At 45.8% G+C, this 23393-nt stretch carries 12 protein-coding genes; 10 read left to right on the plus strand and 2 right to left on the minus strand.

Annotated features, from left to right (window positions below; genetic code table 11):
• The first annotated feature begins 59 nt into the window (after positions 1 to 59).
• From ACIFQM_RS03065 to ACIFQM_RS03085, 5 genes are all read left to right on the plus strand, one after another.
• Positions 60 to 1604, plus strand: coding sequence for a 2-isopropylmalate synthase (locus tag ACIFQM_RS03065; protein ID WP_430041168.1), 1545 nt, complete (start codon positions 60 to 62; stop codon positions 1602 to 1604).
• A gap of 160 nt (positions 1605 to 1764) precedes the next feature.
• On the plus strand, positions 1765 to 3153 hold the full coding sequence (gene fumC, locus ACIFQM_RS03070; RefSeq protein WP_430041169.1) for a class II fumarate hydratase: 1389 nt from the start codon (positions 1765 to 1767) through the stop codon (positions 3151 to 3153).
• 110 nt (positions 3154 to 3263) lie between these two features.
• On the plus strand, positions 3264 to 3629 hold the full coding sequence (locus ACIFQM_RS03075) for a cupin domain-containing protein (protein WP_430041171.1): 366 nt from the start codon (positions 3264 to 3266) through the stop codon (positions 3627 to 3629).
• 339 nt (positions 3630 to 3968) lie between these two features.
• Entirely contained in the window at positions 3969 to 5435 is a 1467-nt protein-coding gene (locus ACIFQM_RS03080; RefSeq protein ID WP_430041172.1) for a potassium/proton antiporter, read from the plus strand.
• 311 nt (positions 5436 to 5746) lie between these two features.
• Complete coding sequence (locus ACIFQM_RS03085; protein ID WP_430041173.1) at positions 5747 to 6868, plus strand: phosphodiester glycosidase family protein; 1122 nt, start codon at positions 5747 to 5749, stop codon at positions 6866 to 6868.
• A 71-nt stretch (positions 6869 to 6939) separates the two neighbouring features.
• Here the strand turns inward: ACIFQM_RS03085 and ACIFQM_RS03090 are convergent, their stop codons facing one another.
• Positions 6940 to 7479 (minus strand): helix-turn-helix domain-containing protein, encoded by a 540-nt coding sequence (locus ACIFQM_RS03090; protein ID WP_134914680.1) that lies wholly within the window; start codon positions 7477 to 7479, stop codon positions 6940 to 6942.
• Positions 7480 to 7750: 271 nt separating this feature from the next.
• Between ACIFQM_RS03090 and ACIFQM_RS03095 the strand changes: the two genes are divergently transcribed.
• A complete protein-coding gene (locus ACIFQM_RS03095; RefSeq protein WP_430041174.1) occupies positions 7751 to 8164 on the plus strand; it encodes a DoxX family protein in 414 nt (137 codons plus the stop codon).
• A gap of 48 nt (positions 8165 to 8212) precedes the next feature.
• Positions 8213 to 9082: a VOC family protein gene (locus tag ACIFQM_RS03100; protein WP_430041175.1), complete on the plus strand. Its 870-nt coding sequence runs from the start codon at positions 8213 to 8215 to the stop codon at positions 9080 to 9082.
• 69 nt (positions 9083 to 9151) lie between these two features.
• Here the strand turns inward: ACIFQM_RS03100 and glsA are convergent, their stop codons facing one another.
• Complete coding sequence (gene glsA, locus ACIFQM_RS03105) at positions 9152 to 10090, minus strand: glutaminase A (RefSeq protein WP_430041176.1); 939 nt, start codon at positions 10088 to 10090, stop codon at positions 9152 to 9154.
• A 350-nt stretch (positions 10091 to 10440) separates the two neighbouring features.
• Here glsA and ACIFQM_RS03110 point away from each other — a divergent pair, with 350 nt between their 5' ends.
• The 3 genes from ACIFQM_RS03110 to ACIFQM_RS03120 are packed head-to-tail and all read left to right on the plus strand — an operon-like array spanning position 10441 to position 23285.
• On the plus strand, positions 10441 to 13872 hold the full coding sequence (locus ACIFQM_RS03110) for an amino acid adenylation domain-containing protein (RefSeq protein ID WP_430041177.1): 3432 nt from the start codon (positions 10441 to 10443) through the stop codon (positions 13870 to 13872).
• Positions 13873 to 22407: an amino acid adenylation domain-containing protein gene (locus ACIFQM_RS03115; RefSeq protein WP_430065005.1), complete on the plus strand. Its 8535-nt coding sequence runs from the start codon at positions 13873 to 13875 to the stop codon at positions 22405 to 22407.
• Positions 22404 to 23285 carry a hypothetical protein gene (locus ACIFQM_RS03120; RefSeq protein WP_430041180.1) on the plus strand — a complete coding sequence of 294 codons (882 nt, stop codon included), beginning with the start codon at positions 22404 to 22406 and terminating at the stop codon, positions 23283 to 23285. Before ACIFQM_RS03115 ends, ACIFQM_RS03120 begins: the two co-directional genes overlap by 4 nt.
• Positions 23286 to 23393: the final 108 nt, after the last annotated feature.

A 23393-nucleotide genomic window follows, 5' to 3' on the forward strand; every position in this document is an offset into this window, starting at 1 on the left:
TGATTTGTAAATCTTTTATATCGACCATCTCCTAAAATAAAACCAAAGGTGGGTTCTGTATGCGCAAAATATGGGTGTTGGACACAACGTTAAGAGATGGAGAACAAGCACCAGGAGTAAGCCTGACCAGCACAGAAAAGGTGGAAATTGCCCTTCAATTGCAAAAATTGGGCGTGGATCGGATTGAAACTGGTTTTCCGGCTACCTCGCCAGGTGAGATATTCAGCATGCAGGAGATTGCCAAACAGGTTACTAATTCAACCTTGGTTGGTTTTGCTCGTTCGAAAGAGCAGGATATAGATGCGGTCAGAGAGGCGCTGCGGGGAGCGGAAGATGCTTGTCTTCATCTGTTTCTGGCTACCTCACCCATTCACCGCCAGCACAAGCTGCGAATGGACAAGACGAAGGTACTGGAGACCGCAGCCGCAGCCATTCGTTATGGGCGCAAGTATTTTGACAAGGTAGAATTTTCGGCGGAGGATGCCAGCCGTACCGAGCTGGATTTTATTTGCGAGGTCGTGGATATGGCGATCCGTGCTGGAGCAACAGTCGTCAATCTGCCGGACACAGTGGGTTATGCTTCGCCGGATCAGTTCGGTGAAATGTTCAGAATCGTAAAAGCCCAAGTGCCCGGCATTGAAAAAATACAGCTCAGCACCCACTGTCATGATGATCTCGGCATGGCAACAGCTAACACACTCGCGGCCATCCGTAATGGTGTAGACCAATTTGAAGGCACAATCAATGGTATCGGGGAACGTGCCGGAAATACACCGGTGGAGGAGGTCGCGCTCGCTCTTGATACGAGACCTGAGCTGTATGACGCAAAAACGGATCTCGTTCTGGAGGAATTTTATGCTACCAGTCGTCTGGTGAGCAAACGAACCGGGATGCCGGTACCGGGGAACAAGGCTATAGTTGGAGCCAATGCTTTTGCCCACGAGTCCGGTATACACCAGGACGGGATGCTTAAGGAGCGTACAACGTATGAGATCGTGCTCCCCGAGCGCATCGGCTTGAAGACAAGTAAGCTTGTACTTGGCAAGCACTCAGGTCGGCATGCGTTCAAGGAAAAGCTGGCGGACATGGGGTTTGATGTTTTGACAGAGGAGCAGCTTCAGGAGGCGTTCCGAAAATTCAAAGCCTTGACGGACAAGAAAAAGCAGGTGCTGGATGAAGATCTGCTCGTCCTGATGGATGAGAGTCGCAGTCCCTTGCCTCAAATTTACACGCTGGATTCCATCCAGGTATCCTATGGCAATCAGTCGGTTCCAGTAGCGTCTATTCGACTGATTACACAGGATGGAACAGCTATTGATGAAGTGGCGATGGGCAACGGCTCCGTCGATGCAATTTTTCATGCTATAGACAAGGCAAGCAGTGAAGAAGTGGAGTTGGAGGATTATTCGATCCAATCTGTAACGTACGGTAAGGATGCACTGGGTGAAGTGCATGCTGTTCTGAGACAAGGAGAGTACAGCGCCCGCGGAAGAGGCGCAAGTACAGATATTTTAGAAGCCAGCGCCAAAGCTTACATCGACGCGCTGAATAAGCTACTCGGTAGAAAAGAAGTTCGCACTAAAGGCAATATCACCATTAGCTGAACCCAGGAGACTTGCCTGTAGTTAACGATACATTTCTCCTCTGGCCTAATCGTAAAAGAGCGCTTGCAAAATATATGATAACCTTTGAAATTTAATGTATAATAGGCAAGGAAGTCACCATATTTTGTCTGAATTACATAGGCCAAGAGGAGGAAATGAGTTGAACTACCGCATCGAAAAAGATACATTGGGTGAAATCAAGGTACCGGCAGATCGTCTGTGGGGAGCGCAAACACAGCGCAGCAAGGAAAATTTCCCTATTGGCTCGGAGAAAATGCCATTAGAGGTTATTCAGGCTTTCGCAGTGCTCAAGAAGAGTGCAGCGATCAGCAATTTTAAGTTGGGCAAGCTGTCACAGGAGAAGCAGGACGCCATTATTTATGCGGCGGACGAAATTCTTGCTGGACGGGTGGATGACCATTTCCCATTGGTCGTATGGCAGACAGGAAGCGGTACACAATCCAATATGAATGTGAACGAAGTGATTGCTCATCTCGGAAGCCAGTGGCTGCAAGAGCAGGGACAGGATGTGAAGCTGCATCCCAATGACGATGTGAACATGTCGCAAAGCTCGAATGATACGTTTCCGACGGCGCTTCATGTAGCGGGTGTCATTGCAGTGGAGGATCACTTGCTGCCTGCTATAGATAAGCTGAAAGAAACCTTCCAGCAGAAGTCAGAGCAATTCAAGGACATTATTAAAATCGGACGTACTCATTTGCAGGATGCCACGCCGCTTACACTGGGTCAGGAAATCAGCGGCTGGTATGCCATGCTGGACAAAAGCAAGCGAATCATCACCGACACCGTTCAATATATGAAGGAGCTTGCGATTGGCGGTACAGCCGTGGGCACGGGTATTAACGCTCATCCGGAGTTCGGTGACCGAACCTCTGCGGAAATTTCCGGCTTCACTGGCAAAATGTTTACGTCCGCACCAAACAAATTCCATGCGCTGACGAGTCATGATGAAGTGGTTGCCGTACACGGAGCCGTTAAAGCTCTTGCTGCTGATTTGATGAAAATCGCCAATGATGTTCGCTGGCTGGCAAGTGGTCCGCGTAGCGGCTTGGGTGAAATCACGATTCCTGCTAACGAGCCTGGAAGCTCGATTATGCCGGGTAAGGTCAATCCGACCCAGAGTGAGGCACTTACGATGGTCGTAACGCAGGTTATGGGTAATGATGCAGCTATCGGCTTTGCTGCGAGTCAGGGCAATTTTGAGCTGAACGTGTTTAAGCCGGTCATTATTTATAATTTCCTGCAATCCGTGAATCTGCTAGCGGACTCAATTGTAGCCTTTAATGACAACTGTGCGGTCGGCATTGAGCCGGATCTCACTAAAATTGAGCATAATTTGAACAATTCGCTGATGCTGGTGACAGCATTAAATCCGTATATCGGATATGAAAATGCGGCTAAAATCGCCAAACTTGCGCATGCGGAAGGGCTGTCTCTCAAAGAAGCGGCTCTGCGTAGCGGACTACTGACTGAAGAGCAGTTCGACCAATATGTCGTACCGGCGAATATGATTCAGCCCAAAGCATAAAGCGTGGAGCTTTCGCAGCTTAAGCCTATAGAAAAATCAGCTGATAATTTAAAACGAATTTTGACAAAATTTCTTAATTTAAGATCAAAGAAAAAAGGTGAGGAATTTAAATGGACTATCATCCCATTAATCTAAACGAAAAGTTGTCGAAATTTACTGAGCATTGGTCTCCCAAAGTCATTGGTGAAATGAATGACTATCAGTTTAAGCTAGTCAAGATTCAAGGGGATTTTGTATGGCATAAACATAACGAGACTGATGAGGTATGTATAGTACTTGACGGGGAGATGGCCATTAAATTTCGTGATGGAGAGGTCAAACTATCAAAAGGAGAAATGTATGTGATACCAAAAGGAGTGGAGCATAAGACCTATGCTGAAAAGGAATCCCATATAATGCTGGTGGAACCAAGAGGTGTCGTCAATACTGGTGAAACAGAAGGCGAATTGACTGCTGAAAACGATGTATGGATTTAAACCGATAAGTTAGTAGTTTTCGAAAAGATTTGGGACCCCGCAAAATTGATCTTTAAGAAAAGGCACAATTTGTGGTGCAACACAGGTAGAAACAACCAATCTTTTTTCAAAATGCGCTCTTTCTGTTTGTAAATTTATGAAGGTCCTCAGTATTAATTTGATCAAAGTTTATTCAAAAGCAACACCAGCTCATGAAGTGCTATTCTAGCACAGACCGTGAGCTGTTTTTTTTAATTTTTAATTTTTTTTCATCTGGGATTAGTATTCTGCGTGATTTGAGGGTATATAGATAAAAGGCGAAAAAATGAACATTATTTTCAGGATAGGAGAAGCCGTCGTATGGAACAGACAACTGTTATTAATTTTATTGTGCTTTTGCTGTCCGGCTTGCTGCTGGTTGGCGTACTGACTACCAAATTTTCCAGTCGTTTCGGCATGCCTGCGCTCGTATTGTTTATTGCCGTCGGTATGGTGCTCAGTCAGTTTATTTATTTTGATAATGCGTTTATTACGCAGCTGGTGGGCATTCTCGCGCTAATCGTTATTTTGTTTGAAGGCGGGATGCAAACGAAATTTGCAGATGTTAAGCCAGTCATTCGGCCTGCGATGTCACTATCGACGCTTGGCGTCATTATTACAACGGTGGTCATTGGGATTTGCGCCAAGTTTATTTTAGGCGTGAGTTGGATGGAATCCATGCTGTTCGGAGCTATTGTAGGATCGACGGATGCGGCAGCAGTGTTTTCCGTTTTAGGTGGTAAAAACATCAAGAAACGAATTACGTCCACGCTGGAAGCGGAATCCGGAAGTAATGATCCGATGGCCGTTTTCCTGACGGTAACGTTGATTGAGCTGATACATCATCCTGAGCAATCCATTTGGGTACATATTTTGCTGTTTTTATGGGAAATGGGTTTTGGTCTGGTCGTTGGTTTTGTGCTCGGTCGCATAGCTGTATATGCCATTAATAAAATGAATTTTGGTTCATCCGGTCTGTATCCTGTGATGGCGCTGGCATTTGCAGTCTTAACGTATGCGGCCGCATCCTTACTGGAGGCAAGCGGCTTGCTGGCGGTATATGTCATGGCCATCGTGCTGGGTAATTCGGACCTGACCTACAAGCGGTCTATTATTCATTTTAACAACGGCTTCGCCTGGATGGTGCAAATCATGATGTTCGTCCTGCTCGGACTGTTGGTTTTTCCCGATCAGCTACTCGGCATTGCGTGGCAAAGCTTGGCGCTTTCCTTCATCCTGATGCTCGTAGCCCGTCCGATTGGCGTGTTCCTGAGCCTGCTTTTTTCCAGGTACTCTATACGAGAAAAGACGCTGTTATCCTGGGCAGGATTAAGGGGAGCGGTACCGATTGTACTGGCTACCTATCCACTGCTGGATAAAATGGATGTGGGGTCGCTGTTTTTCAATGTCGTATTCTTCGTCGTGCTTACCTCGGCCATTATACAAGGTACGACCATTTCGTGGCTGGCGGTGAAACTCGGCTTAATGGACCCTAACGAAACATCGTCGCCCTCGCTCCTGGAATTGGTATCTCTAGGCAAAACCACCTCGGAGATCAATCACATTCAGGTGCAGGAGGGGATGTCCATTGTGGGAACAGCGATTCAGGATATGCAGCTTCCCGATGACATTTTGTTCACCGCTATTATTCGAGAGGAGCAAATTATAGCTCCAAGAGGCACGACGGTGATTAAGCCGGGGGATACCTTGTATGTGCTTAGTCCGAAGCTCAAGCGCCAGCAAATGAAAGAACTGTTCATGCTGCTTGAACCGGAGGTCGCACCGTAAAAGGGATTGCAACGGCAACAAAACGGGTTACGACCAAGCGTGAAATTTAACGTAATTTTCCAAGCAGTCCTTCAGCTTCAGGTGGAGGGCTGTTTTATTGTGTTCTTTTTCGGTATGATGAATCTGTTAAAAAATTGACACTATCATTCTACAAAATTAGTTTATGATATTGTCGTTAGATGTCGCTGCCGATATGTTACCCTCTGAGGATCAGAATCAGCAGCATGGCTGTCCTGAACAACAAACCTTATTAACTCATAGAGAACGGGGTTATATTCAAGACAGAAGTCAGCATACAGGAGAGATGACGAATGAAATCGGAAGTCTTGCCACAGCGTGCAACAGCCCGCAGGCAGAAGAACAAAAAAAAGAAACGAAAAGGAAAATTCGGTCGCTTTATGACGCGGCTTTTTATTGTATTACTGCTCGCAGGAGTCGGGGGCGGTGCGTGGTTGTTTTTAACGCCATCTGGCAAGGACATGCGCTACTTGGCGGCGGATACGCTGATCACAACACAACATCGTCACTGGGCAAAATATTTTATTGGTGAGGTGGAGGCACAGAAGCGAGTGGCCGAATATTCGGCCCGTTTCGAGCAGATGGGCGAGGAGAAGGACCGACATACGATCAAGCTGCCTGATCTGACACCGACCAAGGTGCGGCAAACCCCGCTGGTTGAGGTAGAAGAGGTATCCGGTCGTAATTATCACGGCTATGTGATGACGGTGCATGACCCCACTAAAATCAGACTCGGGATTCCTGCCAAGGTAGGCAAAGGAGAAAGAGTATCCAGTATGGTAGAGCGTCTGGGAGCGGTTGCAGGCGTAAATGGCGGCGGCTTTGCCGATCCCAACTGGAATGGAAATGGCTTTAAGCCGATTGGCGTTGTTATTTCTCAGGGCCAGTTATATTACAATGATATGGGGAAAAATGCTTCTGCCCAAATCGTAGGGATTGATAAGCAGGGGAAAATGGTGGCCGGGCATTATTCGCTGTCCGAGCTGTCCAAAATGAATGTGCAAGAAGCGGTTACCTTCCAACCACGCTTGATCGTGAATGGTAAAGGTCTTATTCGTAATGCGAGCGAAGGCTGGGGAATTGCTCCCCGTACGGCAATGGGGCAGAGAGCAGACGGCGCGATTATTTTTGTGACCATCGACGGTCGTCAGCCGGGTTACAGCATCGGTGCCAATTTGTATGATATGCAAAATATTTTACTTAAACACGGAGCGGTTATCGGTGCTAATCTGGATGGTGGATCATCGACCGTGCTCGTCAAGGATCATGCCATTGTAAATAAACCTTCTTCTGAATACGGCGAGCGGTATTTACCGACAGCATTCCTCGTATTTGAGCATCCAGAGAACGTAAGTATCCCTAACATTTGGGAAGGTTTGAATCCTGGAGACATTGACGCTGCCAAGAAAAGATAGAGTTGGAATATAAAAAGCACGTATCTCGGAAGTGAAAAATGACTTCCCGGTACGCGCTTTTTTTGATTCTATTAAGCATCATTCTCTGCTTCGAGAAATACGGAGATCAGAATTCGTGCGTTGTTTTCTCCAATGTTTTTGGCATAATGCGGGATGGCTGCTCTCCAGCTAAAGGAATCTCCTGCTTCGAGGGTAGCCGAATCCTCACCTTGCTCCACATATACCGTGCCTTCCATAACAAAATGAATCTCATCGCCCGCATGAGCATGCTCTTCTTCCGTGGATGAGCCTGGCGGCATATCCACCAGCATCATTTTGACGTTACCCTGCCCTCCCAAATGGTCAACCTGAAGCTTATTTTTGCCATAGACCGTTTTGCGTCGTTCGTCCTTGCGAATCACCTGCATCCGTTCCTCTTCTTTGAGCAGCAGAAATGCCAGGGGCACCTTAAGTGCATTAGCGATGCTGTCCAATGTAGCAATGGAAGGGGAGGTTTTGTTGTTCTCCACTTGACTCATAAAGCCTTGAGATAATCCGGTTCGTTCGCATATTTGCTGGATGGATAAATTTTTACGTTTACGTGCGGCACGTATGTTGCAACCTATACCCATAGAAGACTCCTCCTTTAAGAAAATATAATCTATACTAAATTATTATTTATCATACCAAATATTTTATTGACAGACTATAGTTTCTTATGATAAATTCACATTACAAAATAATTATTCCTATTACTAATAATTTGAGTTTTAATCGTACTTATATAAGTTACAGCTTAGAGGAAGGTTATTTTATTTTTTAACCAAATTATTAGTAATATAAAATAATTATTAATATGTGCTCAAAACGGGTGCGAAAATTATTCAGAATGGAGAGATAAATATGGGTTCAGCAAGCAGAAACATTTCTACAATTATGCGGGTGGCGTTGGGTATCTTGTTTTTGGCGCACGGAATTGCTAAATTTCAAATGGGGTTAGGTAATGTAGCTGGCTGGTTTTCCAGTATAGGTGTTCCGGGATTTTTAGGTTATGCCGTTGCCGTAATTGAGTTAGTCGGAGGAATTGCTTTAATTCTTGGATTGCTTACCCGTTATGTATCTGGACTTTTTGTTATTGTATTGATCGGTGCGATTTTCACAGCAAAATTGTCCGGCGGTCTGATGGGTAATGGTCAGGGAGCAGGGTATGAGCTGGATATTGCCTTTATTCTGGTAGCATTGCATTTGGTATTTGCGCCGACGACTCGCTTGTCTCTGGATTCTTTGTTTAGTCGTCGTACCTCAACAGAACAGTAAATTATCATTAAGTGTAGTCCACAATCCACGTAGAAAGAGGCAAATCTCATGACAGCACATATTCATGACAACACCAGAATCGGGCAGGTTTCATTAAAGGTTAGTCACTTGCAGCGCTCTATTCAATTTTATACCGAGGTTGTTGGCTTTCAACTGCTGCGTCAAACGGCGGATACCGCTGAATTGACAGTCGACGGAAAGCACCCGCTGCTAACCCTTAAGTTTATTGAAAATGCAGTTATTCTCCCTCGCCAATCGGCAGCCGGATTGTATCACTTTGCTATTCTTGTACCGAATCGCGTTGCTTTGGGCCTGTCTCTGCGTAATCTGCTTGTTCATGAGATTGAAATCGGACAGGGGGACCATGATGTAAGTGAAGCACTGTATATCCATGATCCTGATAATAACGGGATTGAGATCTATGCAGATCGTCCCCGTGATCAGTGGAAGAAAGATACAGATGGGTATTACATTATGGGTACAGATCCTGTGGATGCAGAAGGCTTGGTCGCAATTTCCGAAAATGTACCTTGGCAGGGGCTGCTCGAAGGAACGGTAATTGGACACGTTCACTTCCATGTATCTAATTTGCTCAAGGCGCAGCAATTTTATTGCGAAGTGCTCGGATTTGACATTACATGCCGCTATGGCTCGTCTGCTTTGTTCGTATCCGCAGGGGGTTACCATCACCACATGGGCTTGAATATATGGGCAGGGGAAGAGGCGCTCCCAGCTCCCGATCATGCCTCAGGGTTGGATCATTTTGAGTTAATTGTGCCGGATCAAAAGGAACTGGAGGCCATTGCTGCCCGTTTGACTGCGGCAGGCTATGGAGTAGAAGAACGCGATGGTGCCAAATACGTGGCTGATCCGTTCCGCATTCATATCAAACTGGTTACCGACGGCCAAACTGTTTAACTTATCAGGTAAGTAAAAAAGGGTATTCCCGTAAGCCGCAAAGGCTGGGAGTACCCTTTTATTCGTAAACTAAAACAAGCTCCAATCCAAATCCCGCGACATGGTCTCCAGCAAGTGTACACCCGCTGTACTGTTACCCATGCGGTTTAGAGAAGGTCCGACCAGTCCAATGCCATATCGTCCGGGCACCATCGTCATAATGCTGCCAGACACACCACTTTTGGCGGGGAGCCCGACCTGAATGGCGAATTCTCCGGATGCGTCATACATGCCGCATGTGGTCATAAAGGTTTTGGCGATCTGTACATAGCGGCGGGGAACCAGTGGTACACCCGTGACCGGATCACGTCCATTGTAGGCTAATACGAGCCCCATACGTGCCAAATCCGTACAGTTCAATTTTACAGCGCAATGCCTGAAGTAAACTTCCAGCACGTCCTCGACATGTCCGCGCAGAATTCCCTTTTCCATCAAAAAGTAGGCAAGGGAACGGTTCAAATGGCCTGTTGCAGATTCCGAATCGTAGACATCCTGGTCATATTCCAGCGTGTCATTACGGGTAAGCAGACGGAAAAATTGCAGGACACGGGCAAACTTCTCTTCGGGACTGTTCCCACGAATCAGAGAGGACACGGCGATGGCTCCGGCATTAATAAGCGGGTTAAACGGGATGCCCGGCTCAACCAGCTCCAGCTTTAGCATGGAATTGAAACGGTCTCCGGTAGGCTCCATACCGACCTTGGAGAAGACAACATCTTCGCCATTATCCATCAAGGCCAAAATAAGCGTGAATACCTTCGAAATGCTTTGCATCGTAAAACTGATTTCGGTATCTCCGGCTACCACGGTATCTCCGATTCCGTTCATCACGACAACACTCAGCGCATCGGCTGGGGCCTTGGACAATTCGGGAATATACGCTGCCACCTTGCCATGAATATACTGATGACGGCTTTGTTCCACCCATTCCGGCAGTTTGGTCTGTAATCTCTGCCACTCCGATGTCATTTCTTTTCCTCCAGTCGAGTAACCATCCTGTGGTATTGTTATTGTAGAGCAAGATGTGATAGCTATACGCCTATTCTAAAGATATTTCTGGTCGAAAGACAAGATATTATTGAACACAGTGAAAGGAGGCAGTTGACTTGTCATCATATCGCTATGCTGTGAAAATAAAAGCGTAAAACGAAGGGGGAAAGTATACTATTCTGTCACCTGATGTCATTTCTTCATCTCCAGCTAAATCCCCATTTTAATGTAAAGTTGTGATTATAGTTTATCCATAAACGACTTCATTCGCTTGTAGAGCAAACCTTAAATCGTATGAACGTTAATGGGAGAAGGAGATGAGGCGGAGCATGTTACACAGTACGTTAGCGGATTACCCGCGGGATACAACGATTCATCAGTTGTTTGAGGGGGAGACCGAGCGCACACCGGAGCAAGTGGCCGTTGTATTGGGAGACAAGCACTTGACGTATGCTGATCTGAACAAACAGGCTAATCAGCTTGCCCGGGTTCTGCGGAAAAAAGGCGTAAATAAAGGCGACCCCGTCGGGATTATGGCCGAATGCTCATTGGAAATGATCGTCGGTATTTTCGGGATTTTAAAAGCCGGGGGAGCCTATGTGCCGATTGACCCGGAATACCCCAAGGAACGTATACGCTATATGCTGAAAGATTCTGGCGCAAAGCTCCTGCTAACCCGGCTACCAATTGAGCAACAAGCGGAGCTCAACGTTCCTGTACTGGATTTGTCGGACAAGCGAAATAACAGGGAAGAAACAGGGAATCTCACCTCCATTCATGGCTCAGATGCACTAGCCTGCATTATGTATACGTCAGGCTCTACGGGCGAACCGAAGGGAAACCTGACGATGCACTACAATATTACACGTGTTGTCAAAGAGACAAATTACATCCGATTCGCGGCAAAAGACCGAATCTTGCAATTGGCTAGTTTTTCGTTCGATGGTTCTACATTTGGCATTTACGGGGCACTGCTCAACGGAGCCACCCTCGTTTTGACCCCACAAGCCCACATCATGAATGCACGTGAGCTATCGAGTGTACTGCGGACACAACAGATTACAAAATGCTTCATCACAACAGCACTTTTTAATGCATTGGTGGATATTGATCCGGATTGCTTTGCCACACTTGAAACCTTGCTATTCGGTGGTGAAAAGGTGTCGGTGAGCCATGTGCGCAAAGCATTTGCCCGTCTGGGCTCTGGCCGTTTAATTCATGTCTACGGACCGACCGAGAGTACAGTATTTGCAACGTTTTACCAGATTTATCATTTGGATGAAGCTGCAAATACCGTACCGATTGGTAAACCCATCAGCAATACGTCGGTTTACATCATGGATCATGACCAGCATCCTTTGCCACAAGGAGTTGCAGGTGAACTGTACATCGCCGGCGATGGATTAGTGAAAGGTTATTTGAACCGTCCAGAGCTGACAGGGGAAAGGTTTATTCCGTTTCCAGGGGTGCCGGGGGGCAGGTTGTACCGAACCGGAGATTGGGCAAAAGAGCAAGCGGACGGAAACATTGAATATATCGGCCGGATCGACGAGCAAGTGAAAATACGAGGCTACCGAATTGAGCCAGGGGAAATTGAGGCACAGCTATTAAAAATAAAGGATATACAAGCAGCCGTAGTTATCGTGCGTGAAGATGGGAACGGACAGAAGCAACTGGGAGCGTACTTTAGGGCAAGCCAAAGGCTGACGACAGATGAAATTAAAAACACGCTTTCTGCAAAGCTGCCGAATTACATGATTCCCTCTTTTTTTATGCAATTAGAGCAGATGCCACTGACACGGAATGGAAAGCTGGATCGCAAGGTACTGTTGTCCTTTGAAGACAATGGACATACCGTGGCAGCAGCATACGTATCCCCTGAGACAGGGCTGGAAGCTAGGCTGATGGAAATCTGGCAGGATGTATTAGGTATTCAGCAGTTCAGTGTTGTAGACAGCTTCTTCGACCTTGGTGGACATTCTATTCATGCGCTTACGTTAATGTCAAGGATGGAGGGGGCAGGATATCATACCACTTTGACAGATATTTACCACTATAAGACGATCCGTGCGCTCGCTGCATATCTTCAATCGGCTCAAGAAAGTGAAAGAGCCTTGAAGCAGCAGGGCACCATAGAAACCAAACAAGAGTTGATTTCCTGGCTGCACCAAGAAACAGATGGTGTGTACGATCTGGTGAAGTACCAAGTGCGGGATTTTCTTCACGAAGTGAGAGAGATTCGAGTGCTTTACTTCAACTCTGTGGACGATGTTAATCCTGTCATGCGGATCATGAACGGGAAAGTCGCTAAAGAACTGCAGCCGCATTATATTGTACCACTGCATCAAAAAGTAAAAATGGATAATCAATACCAGGTCATCGATGAAGAAGAGTTTGTCCAGCGTCTGGGCCTGAAAACCATGGACACGGATCAGGCGGCGAGGTTGCGCGAGCAACTGGAAGAAGATTATTTAAAAAGAGATCAGTGGGTTAAAACGGGGCAAGTGGCACAAGAATATCCGCTAAGTGGAATTCAACAAATGCAAATTTCATTTCATACACCGCCGAGTATTGGCCTATTTAGGCTGGACGAATATGTGAATTATGATTTTTTGAATCAGGCTTATGCTCAATTTGTACAAAGTCAAGGATTACTGAGAAGCATTCCTGTGCAAAGAGATGAATGGACGTATTGGAGGGAATACGTACTTCCCGACGCCGATCTGCCAACACTCACCATCCTCGATTTAACGGACTGCAATCCATATGGCCCCTTGATGGAAATGATAAACGAATACATGACGAATACCCGATACATGGGAGAACATACTTTGTTCCAGATGTTTGTGCTAAAACGAAATCTGCGTGAGCATGTTGTTATTACGCTTTATCATCATGCGATATGTGATCGGGTGACTTCGGAAGTAGCTGAACGACAGGTAATGGCTTGCTATAGGAGTCTGCTTCAAAACGAATCCCTTCCTACGGATGAAGTGAAGTCCTATATGGATTATGTAGAACAAATCCAAAGCGGGCCCAGCGGAATCACTGAACAGGCATTGATATCCGACTTTCATCTGGAAGCGTTCCAGCAAAGCAAGCAGGACCTGTTACAATCTCCGAAGCTAAGAACGAGCACAGAAGCCTATCTGTTTAGCGTGAGCATCCCGGCTGAAAACCCGTCCTTGGAGTTTGCGCTCTCTGTCTTTACAAGGGGCTTGCAAATTTATTTAAGTATGGACCGATTGCCATTGTTATTTTTATATGATGGAAGAAGGTACGGTGAGGCGACGTATTATAACACGGTCGGTGAGTTTATTGATTTTGTGCCTATGCTGATGGATATGAAGCAGAAGCCGGATGAAATGCTGCTGACTGTCAGAAATAGGCTGGAATTATTAAAACACCACACGATTAATTTTATGAACCTGCTTACAGGACCTGCCTATAAAAACAGGTGGGAATGGACCAGAACACTTGTACAATTTGGGAAGCAATATGAGCAGCTAGATGTATTCATGTTTAACTATTTGGCCAATAGCGCAAAGGAAGGGTTGAAGTATAGCCAATTTTACGATGATACGGTCATAAAGCAACCGAATCCGCTGCCGATCTATTCGCTGTTCAACTGCATTGCTACCTCCTACACAGACGGTCTTATTTTTTCGATGCGGTGCAGTTACGAGATAGAGGTTGAGGAAGTCAGGGCTGCTTTTTATCAGGCTGCCAGTATGGCGTCTCAGAAAGGGGAGGTTCAATAAGTGATCCAACCTTACTTGCCTTTATTTTCCCATCGCAGAGGGGATGCCGGACAGACTGAAGACAAAGATCAAGTCCTTTACCATATTCGTTTGGAAACAAGACAGGTCAAAACGATCATGGAGTTTGTACAGCAGCATCAGTTGGGTATGCCTTCTTTTATCGCAGCCATATGGTCTGTGCTTTTATCCCATTACGCCAATCAATATACAGTACCTCTTTTATATTCCATGTTATCAGACAAAGAGGGGACACGATGTCGTCAGGACTATCCGCTTTTTATCCATATTGAGAAGGAAGATCATCTTCTCTCCTTGATGCAAAGAATAAAGGCAAATTGGGATAAGCGAGATAGCAGCAGTGAGTGGAGTGAGGATCTTTCGCAGTACATGAAAGTGGATTCCCCACCAGAAATAGATGGAGATTTTTTCAATGTGGGCATCGTAGAAACTTGTGGTGATCTCTCGCATTCAAGTTCGAGCACAAAAGCACTAGCTTTTCTATGCGGTATAAATCCACCAGAGATTGCGCTCTGCTACTGTTATGGTTCGGAAAGATTAGAATGCGCAATACAGTATGATAGCAGGTATTTTGGTAAAAAGCAGATCGCTAATCTCGCAGGCCACTTTCAGATACTACTGGCCAATGCACTCCATCTTCCGGAGAAAGCGGTACTCCTTCACCCCATACTGACAACGAAAGAATACGAGCAGATGCAACAATGGAATGATACGGAACAAGCATATCCTTTGGATAAAACCGTGGTTCAACTGATTGAGGAGCAGGCTGCCAGAACTCCCGATGCAATCGCATTGGAGTTTGAAGGGCAGAAGCTGACCTACTCGGAGTTAAATCAGCGGGCTAATCAAATCGGCCGCGTGATTCTAGAGTCGGTTTCCACAGGAGAGGAGGGCGCTTTACAACCCGGCACGCTGATTGCCATCTTTATGGACAGAAGCGCAGATGTAATCCCGGCAATGCTAGGAGTTATGAAGGCAGGGGCCGCTTATCTTCCGGTCGATCCCCATTATCCTGGAGAACGGGTTCGATTTATTTTAGAAGATGCGCAGGCCAAAATGATTATCACGAACAGCCAACTGGTAAATAAGCTAAATCTATCTATGAATCAATTAAATATGAAAGCGCATTCGCTTATTTGTGTAGATGAATGCCTGATGCAGCAGTACGATCATCCCGACGAGAGTTTGAATATTCAGGTTAAACAGAACGACCTGGCCTATGTCATCTACACATCCGGCTCCACTGGAAATCCGAAGGGGACGCTTATTGAGCACGCCGGACTGGTTACGTTAATCCCTTACCTTGTTGAAAAGTTTCGTATTACCTCTGACTCCAGAGTTATGCAATTCGCTTCCATCAGTTTCGACGCTTCGGTCTACGAATGGATCGGAACGTTAACAGTAGGCGGGACACTTGTTGTGCTGTCGAATGAGGAGCTGCCTCCTTATGCGGATATTTCAGATGTACTCGAAGAGAAACATATCCACATTGCCATGCTGACGCCGTCTGTGCTGCGAACCATGAAACCAAGGGAACTGCCTGAACTGCATACAATCGTATCCGCGGGAGAACCCTGTACGCCTGATATTGTGAATTATTGGGGAAGAGGACGACTGTTTGTGAACGCTTACGGACCGACCGAAGTGACGATTTTATGTTCCACCTCGGTATGCAAACCAGAGGCAGAAATCACGATTGGCAAACCCGCCTATAACAAACGATTGTTTGTATTCAATCCATTTGGTAATTCTGTGCCGGTCGGTGTTCCCGGTGAATTATGGGTGGGCGGCATAGGTCTTGCCAGAGGATACCTGAATCGTGAGGAGCTGACCCAGGAGCGTTTCGTTCACAAAGAGATGATCATCGGAAATGAGTATTCACAGCGAGAGCGGTTATATCAAACCGGGGACGTCGTGAAATGGACACCAGATGGTGAACTGGTATTTATCGGCCGTAGTGATGAACAGATTAAAATCAGAGGCTACCGTATCGAACTGGGTGAAATAGAGCATCAGCTTCGCCAGCACCCTGACATCCGTCAATGTGTCGTTCGAGCCTGGAAGGACGAGTCCTTCCATAAACTGGTGGCTTACTATACTGCCTTAAAAAGGCTGACTGAGGCTGAATTGGCCCGGTATGTAGGCTCTATTTTACCTGCTTATATGGTTCCTGCTTATTTTTGTCAGCTAGTTTCAATTCCCGTAAATACAAGCGGGAAAATTGATCGTCAAGCTCTTCCCGATCCGACCACATTATTTGTCCCTGCTGAGAATGCTGCGGAAGCAGGGGAGGGCAGTTTCGAAAAGCGACTGCTTTGCATTTGGCGACAATTGTTAAAAAGAGGAGATATCGGTGTAAACGATCATTTTTACGCGACCGGGGGAGATTCAATCCTTGCCATTCAGGTCGTCTCTATGGCCAGAGATCACGGTATGATGCTGACCCCAAGACAAGTTGCAGAGCATCCAACCATCAAGGAATTAGCTTCTGTGGTTACTTGGTCAGAACGTGAGAAGAAGGAAGAGTGTATGGTTGATTTGACAGGCGAATTTGGTCTGACACCGATCCAGCGCTGGTTTTTTGAGCAGCAGTTCAAAGAACCGCATTATTTTAATCAATCCCAGCTGTTTATACTCCGTGATTGTGACCCCGTAAAGCTGAAAACGGCCATCCAACAATTGATCCGTCTCCATCCAGAGCTTTCAATGGAGATTGTAGCTGGCAAGCATGGATATTCGCAGCGCTACAGAACGGATACCACCATTCAGCTTGCAAGTCACACCATTCAGCAAATCGCTGATCCCGAATCTGAAATTTCAAGCATATGTGATGCATGGAATAGACAACTGAATTATGAGACAGGCCAGATGATTTATGCAGGCGTAATCCAGGGTCACCCTGAAGGTCAAGTCCGCTTATTTATAACGATTCATCATTTGGTTATTGATGGCGTTTCCTGGAGAATATTGGTTCGGGAATTGGATCAATTGTATCAAGGTACCGAGTTGTCTCCTGTTTCAAATCCGTACAAAAAGTGGCAGTCTGTAATGATGAATTATGCCAAAAATGAAGATACTTTAAGTCATATAGATTATTGGAAAAAAGTGCAACTCCAAAATGCAGCATTTGTGCTGCCGGTAGACCATTGCGCGGATCATAAAATGAGCAGTGAATCTTCGGAATTGGTTACAATGCTTACCCCCGACGATACGCAGCTACTCTTGTATCATTGCTCCCAGGCATATCATACCGAGATCAACGACCTGCTGCTTACGGCCTGGTCGCTGGCGCTCTCCGCTTGGTCTGGACAGGAGATGGTTGTGTTTCGGCTGGAGGGGCATGGACGTGAACACTCTGTATCCGATATGGATCTGACAAGAACAATTGGTTGGTTCACCTCGATGTTTCCGGTATGCATCCGGGTTACGGACACTCACTCCCTGGGGGCGACGATCAAATCCGTTAAAGAGCAGTTACGTTCTATTCCTCACCGTGGCATGTCATACGGTGCTTTGAGATACTGCCATCCGAACGAAGAAGTCCGTTCCGAGCTAACAGCTTCCGAGCCTCAGGCTCTATTCAATTATTTGGGTCAATTTGATCAGACAAATACGAGCGGGCTAGACCAGTGGTTAAGTTTTACACGTGACGCAGCACAGGACCATAGCTCACCGCTGAATCATGGAACAAGCCTGTTGGAACTTAACTGTTCCATCGTTCATGGGCAATTGCATTTGTTCATGAAATATAGCAAACGTCACTATGAGGAAACGACCATCACTCAGTTGATAAATACTTTCATATCACGTTTGCTTTCTATCATCGAGCATTGCAGCCAAGCTAATTACGAAGAGTTTACACCAAGTGATTTTCCATTCGTGTCACTGGAGCAGCATTCGCTGGATCAGATCGTAAAGACCTATTCTAAGCAATATGGTCTGAATAAAATGATGCATTTAAGTCCTTTACAGGAAGGTCTGCTATTCCATTATTTAGATCATCCATCTTCCGATCAATACTTCGTACAGGTTAGTTGGAAATATCACGGCAGGCTGGATGTCAACCGTTACCAGGAAGCATGGAGCCACGTCATTGCTGAAAATGATTGCTTGCGGACATGTTTCGTTTGGGAAGAATTGGACAAGCCCATACAATGTGTCCTTCGAAAAGTAGAATTGGATTGGACTTTTTTGGATTTTAGAACAGAGTCTCCAGATCGGCAACAGGAGTATATCGAACAATGGGCAACGTCGGATCGTAATCGGCGTGTTGATCTGCATCAGCCTGCGTACCGCATAACACTGATTCAGACTAGCCCAGAGGAATGGACAATGAACTGGAGTTACCACCATATCTTGCTGGACGGTTGGAGCCTGCCACTGCTGTTGAATCGGGTTCATGAAATCTATGATTGCAGCTTAAAAGGCATGGTGCCGCAACATAGTCTGTCCCGCTCTTTTGAGACTTACATTCGTTGGCTGAACAATAAAGATCGAACAGAAGCTGAGTCATTCTGGAAAGATTATTTGTCCGACCTAACGGAGCCAACCCTCCTGCCGATGGGGAAGAGAGGCATGCTTCCTGATGTGCATCAACCGATTAAGAACCAGCAGATCCAGACCATTCAATTCGATTCAAGCATGACCAAGCGCATGGCGGCATTTGTACAGCAAGCACAAATTTCACTAAACACCTTGGTGCAGTTCGTTTGGGGGAAAGTGCTGCAAGTCTATCATGATGCAGATGTAACCGTATTCGGCATGATCGTGTCCGGTAGAGGATCCGATCTGTCAAAAGCGGACCACATCACAGGCCTGTTGATCAATACGCTTCCCCTGGTTATGCATTGGAATGTGGAACAGACCATTACCGAATATGTTGAGGATCTTCACCAAACGATCCAAAAGCTGAACGATTACTGCTATGTGAGCCTGAACGAACTGAAGAGCTGGAGTGCCATTCAAGGGCATACATTTTTTCACAGTATCGTTGCATTCGAAAATTATATGAACGACTATCGGCAGCCAGAAAATGAATTGAAAATGTCAGCTATGGAGGAGCATGAGAAAACCAATTACCCGATGACAATCACCATTACCAATGACGGGGAACAGATCACTCTCAAGTTGATTTACGATGCAGATCGCTTGAAGCAAGCAACGGTTTGTCGCCTAGCCGAGCATCTGCTAAATACATTGCACTATGTGCTGGAACATCCGAGTCATTCCGTCGGAGACGTGTGCTTTATAAGCAAGGACGAATATGATCAAGTCGTCTACGACTGGAACGATACGTATACAGACTATCCCAGAAATCGTTCCATTGTTGACTTGTTCCATGAACAAGTGAAGCTACGGCCTTCACAGCCCGCTGTCATTGAGCACAACCAGGTAATGTCTTACCACGCCCTCAACCAAATGTCCCAGTACATGGCCAATAAGCTAACGGATGATACCGACAGTCATGGGAAGTTTATCGGGGTTTACTTGCCGCGCTCTCTTGAATTCATTGTCTCCATCCTAGCGATCATGAAAGCAGGAAGTGCCTATGTTCCCATAGATCCCGATTTTCCGGCAGATAGAACGCGCGAATTGATTATGGATGCCAGACTGGACACCATCATCACCTCACAGAAAGGGGCAGAAAGTATCTCGGAAGCCTGTAAGGGAATCCGTTTAAAACTGATTTATACGGAGCATTTTGACCCGTCTGGAGTTGTACCACAAGAAGAGAAGGAGAACATGATTGCTCCCAGTGACCTTGCTTACCTGATGTATACATCAGGCTCGACGGGAAAACCCAAAGGCGTGATGGTAGAACATCGCAATGTCGTTCGCTTGGTCAAAAACACCAGCTACTTCCCTTTTTCCTCTGATATCAGGTTGCTCTATACGGGTTCGCCTGTTTTTGACGCTTCTACGTTTGAAATTTGGGGAACATTGCTGAATGGAGGCCATCTGTATGTAGTTTCAAAAGATGATCTTCTAAATATCCATATGCTGGAGCATCAAATGAAGGAGTGGAAAATTAATACACTATGGCTAAGCTCCGCCCTGTGTAATCACTGGATTGAAGAAAATGAAAAGATGTTTGCTGAACTTAAATGGTTGGTCGTAGGCGGGGAAGCTTTATCGGCTAAGCATATAAATCGTATCTGGCTTGCCTATCCGGAACTTTTAATTCTTAACGCATACGGTCCCACGGAGAACACCACATTTTCGACGAGCTATCGGATCAAAGAGACTTTTGAGCAAGATATCCCTATCGGCAAGCCCATTAGTCATTCAACTTGCTATATCCTGGACAAACAGGGGCGTATTCAGCCTATCGGGGCGGTCGGGGAACTATATGTAGGAGGAGACGGGGTTGCAAGGGGATATTGGCTGCAAAACCAGCTGACACAGCAAGTATTTATTCCAAATCCATATACTTCTGCCAAAGATCGTGAAAGAGGAGTAAATCCAGTTCTCTACCGCACAGGAGATTGGGCGAGATGGTTGCCGGACGGTAATATCGAATATATTGGACGGGTTGACGATCAGGTGAAGCTTCGCGGCTATCGAATCGAACCCGGAGAAGTCGCGTTCCGTCTTGGCGGCTACCCTGTCGTAAAAGATTGTCTGGTCGTAGCTCGCGAGATTCACGCGGATATGAGGCTGATCGCTTACTATACAGCGGAAAAGGAAGAGCGGGAGGAACAGCTTCATGCTTTTATGACTGACAGTCTTCCATCTTATATGCTACCCTCTCGCTACGTTTGGCTGAAGACGTTCCCATTAACGGTCAACGGGAAAATCGATCGTAAAAAGCTTCCTTTGCCAGAAATCCATAGGGGCGATAAACAATCAAATTCTGGACCAAAAACCGAATTGGAACAAATAATAGAAGAGATTTGGAGCAGGGTTCTGAAGCTTGACCACATCCGCAAGGATGAAGACTTTCACGCGTTGGGAGGACATTCGCTTTCTGCGCTGCGTATAGCGAGCCTACTGCAAAAAAATGGTTATCCGGTTACAGTCAACCAGGTATTTCGCGAGCAGACCATCGAACGCTTAGCCCTTTCATTAAGCAGGGGAGTGACGGATACAGCCACTGTTCTTAGTCCGAATATGGATATCCCAACTATTCAGTCTACAACAAAAGTATACCCGGATGATGGATTTCCACTGTCTGCCGTACAACAACGTTTTTTTCAAAGAGATCTGGCGAATCGCAACATGTTTAATGTGCCTTACCTGGCTCTGCTCAAGAAATATGTTCCCAGAGAATTGCTGAACGCTTCGCTGGAGGTACTATTGAACAAACATGCGGCCCTACGGCTGTCATTTGCTCAACTGGATCATGATGAATGGTATCAGTATGAGCAGAAAATGAGTGTGGAACAGGTTGTTTCTTACGTGCAGCTGCAAGCGATCCCAAGGCCACATGATACCTACATTTCGGAATACTGCGCGAAGGTTCAGCATGAATTTGACATCGAGGAGGGCCCTTTATGGAAGGTCGTGCTGTTTGATTACTATTGCGAAGAGAGACAGCAGGTGATATTGCTCCTGTTCCATCATTTAATTTTTGACGGCATATCCATAAACATTTTTTTAGAGGATTTGAAGCATCTTCTCTTGCCGGGAACGGGGAGTGATTTGGCGTTACATGGGGAGGAGGAAAGCAGTTATCGGGATTGGTGCATGGCGTTGACACAATATGCGGCGAAAGACGTTTCTTCTAAAGCATCAATCTACTGGAGAAAGGTTGTAGAAGGTGGTGAGTCTTTTCAGGTCGACAGGGATTCGGAGATCCAGCCTCTCCACCGCCACATGACAACCATAACGCAAGATTTGCTTGAAGGAGAGGAACATATTAGTCTTTTAAAAGAATTGGCTGTGAAGCAGCATACTACACCGCTTAGCATGATACTAACAGCATTGTCACAGGCTTGCTACCAATTGAAAAAGCAATCCGATTTGCTGCTGCATGTGATGTCTTATCAACGCGAGTCTTTTTTGCGGGGGGTTGTGATTGATCGTACGATTGGTTTTTTTGCCGGAGCTTATCCCATTCGAATCCAGATTCCCGAAGAGGAGCCTTCAAAGAATTGGGAAATCATTCTAGAACATGTCAAACACACGTTGCAGCATATTCCATCTGAAGGACTGGATTACTTTATTTTACGATATATGATACAGGATATTTATCCCAATATGGAGTCACTAAAAGACGAAACACACATGCTTTTCCATTACCAATCAGAGGAAATAAATGGACTAGCCGACGATTTTTATGAGCCTTTGGCTGTTCCTTTCGGAAATACCAATGCGGCCGACAATCCCTCCGCCTACTGGTTAAATATGACGGCAAGCTTAAAACACGACAGATTAAGTGTAACCTGCTATTACAGTTCACTGCACTATGAAGACCAGACCATCGCCGAGCTTGTACGTTTAATTTCCGGGCATCTTTGCCGCAGTATCAATGTTCATCCGTACACTACGATAGTAGAGGGGAGCTTCCGGTTATGAAAATATACGAATTTTGTCCTTTTTTTAATGAAAATCGGATTGCAGATATTAAAATAAGAGAAAATGACCGCTGGATTGACGAGCTGCATGTGGTCGAGGCTAACAAGACTTTCAGTTATTTAGATAAGCCACGCAACTTCAATTCAAATTATCTTGGCCCGAAGGTGATTCATCATCCATTTCATGCTGATGATCTGTTTCGTGAACCCTTGAAGCATCAATTGTATTTTGATGTGGCCAACTGTGGTGCGGATAACTTTGACCGTTGGTATTGGCGTCTGCTCAGCTACAACAGCGCATTTCATAATGAGGCTTGTCAAAGAAACAGGAGTACCTCTATCTTGCGGGATAGGGTCGAGGATGATGATGTGATCATTCTGGCTGACTTCGATGAGATCATTGATAGTCGGATGGCGGATCGGATTGTTTCGGAAGTGAAGAAACACCAGATTATTACAATTAAAATGCACTATTCCGTATTCTTTCTGAACCTTTTTTGCCAATCTAATCACGGTGCTCCTCATTGGAGCTATCGTGTGTTCGCGATGACGGGTCGTTACTTCAAAAGTATGCCATTCTCATCGGACTATCTCAGGAAGAAGGGGATTGCCGAAGCGCTGTATCATGACATCTATTGCTTGGAAGAACCAGCCGGATTCCATCATTCATGGCTTGAATATCAGAAAACCGCGCTTCCCAAGTTGCAGGCATTTGCCGCCAATGTAGAGGATAAAAGTATATTGAATGCAGATTATATTGATCAATGCTTAAACGATAAAAAACTGTACTATATCGACACTGAACTTTATGTTGACAACTCAAAATCGTTTTTGAGCAGTCTTCAAGAAGTTGAAACGAATGATCTTTGGTATGAATAAAGAAGGCTTTACTTAGCTTGTCGAGAAACCCAGTCTATACAAGACCAGGGTTTCTCTTTTGGTTTTTTTGAGACATAGGATTGCTGTTGACGAAGCTGGAATTATATA

Origin of the sequence: Paenibacillus sp. NRS-1782, from assembly GCF_050467685.1 — a bacterium.
In the GTDB taxonomy this organism is placed as follows: domain Bacteria; phylum Bacillota; class Bacilli; order Paenibacillales; family Paenibacillaceae; genus Paenibacillus; species Paenibacillus terrae_A.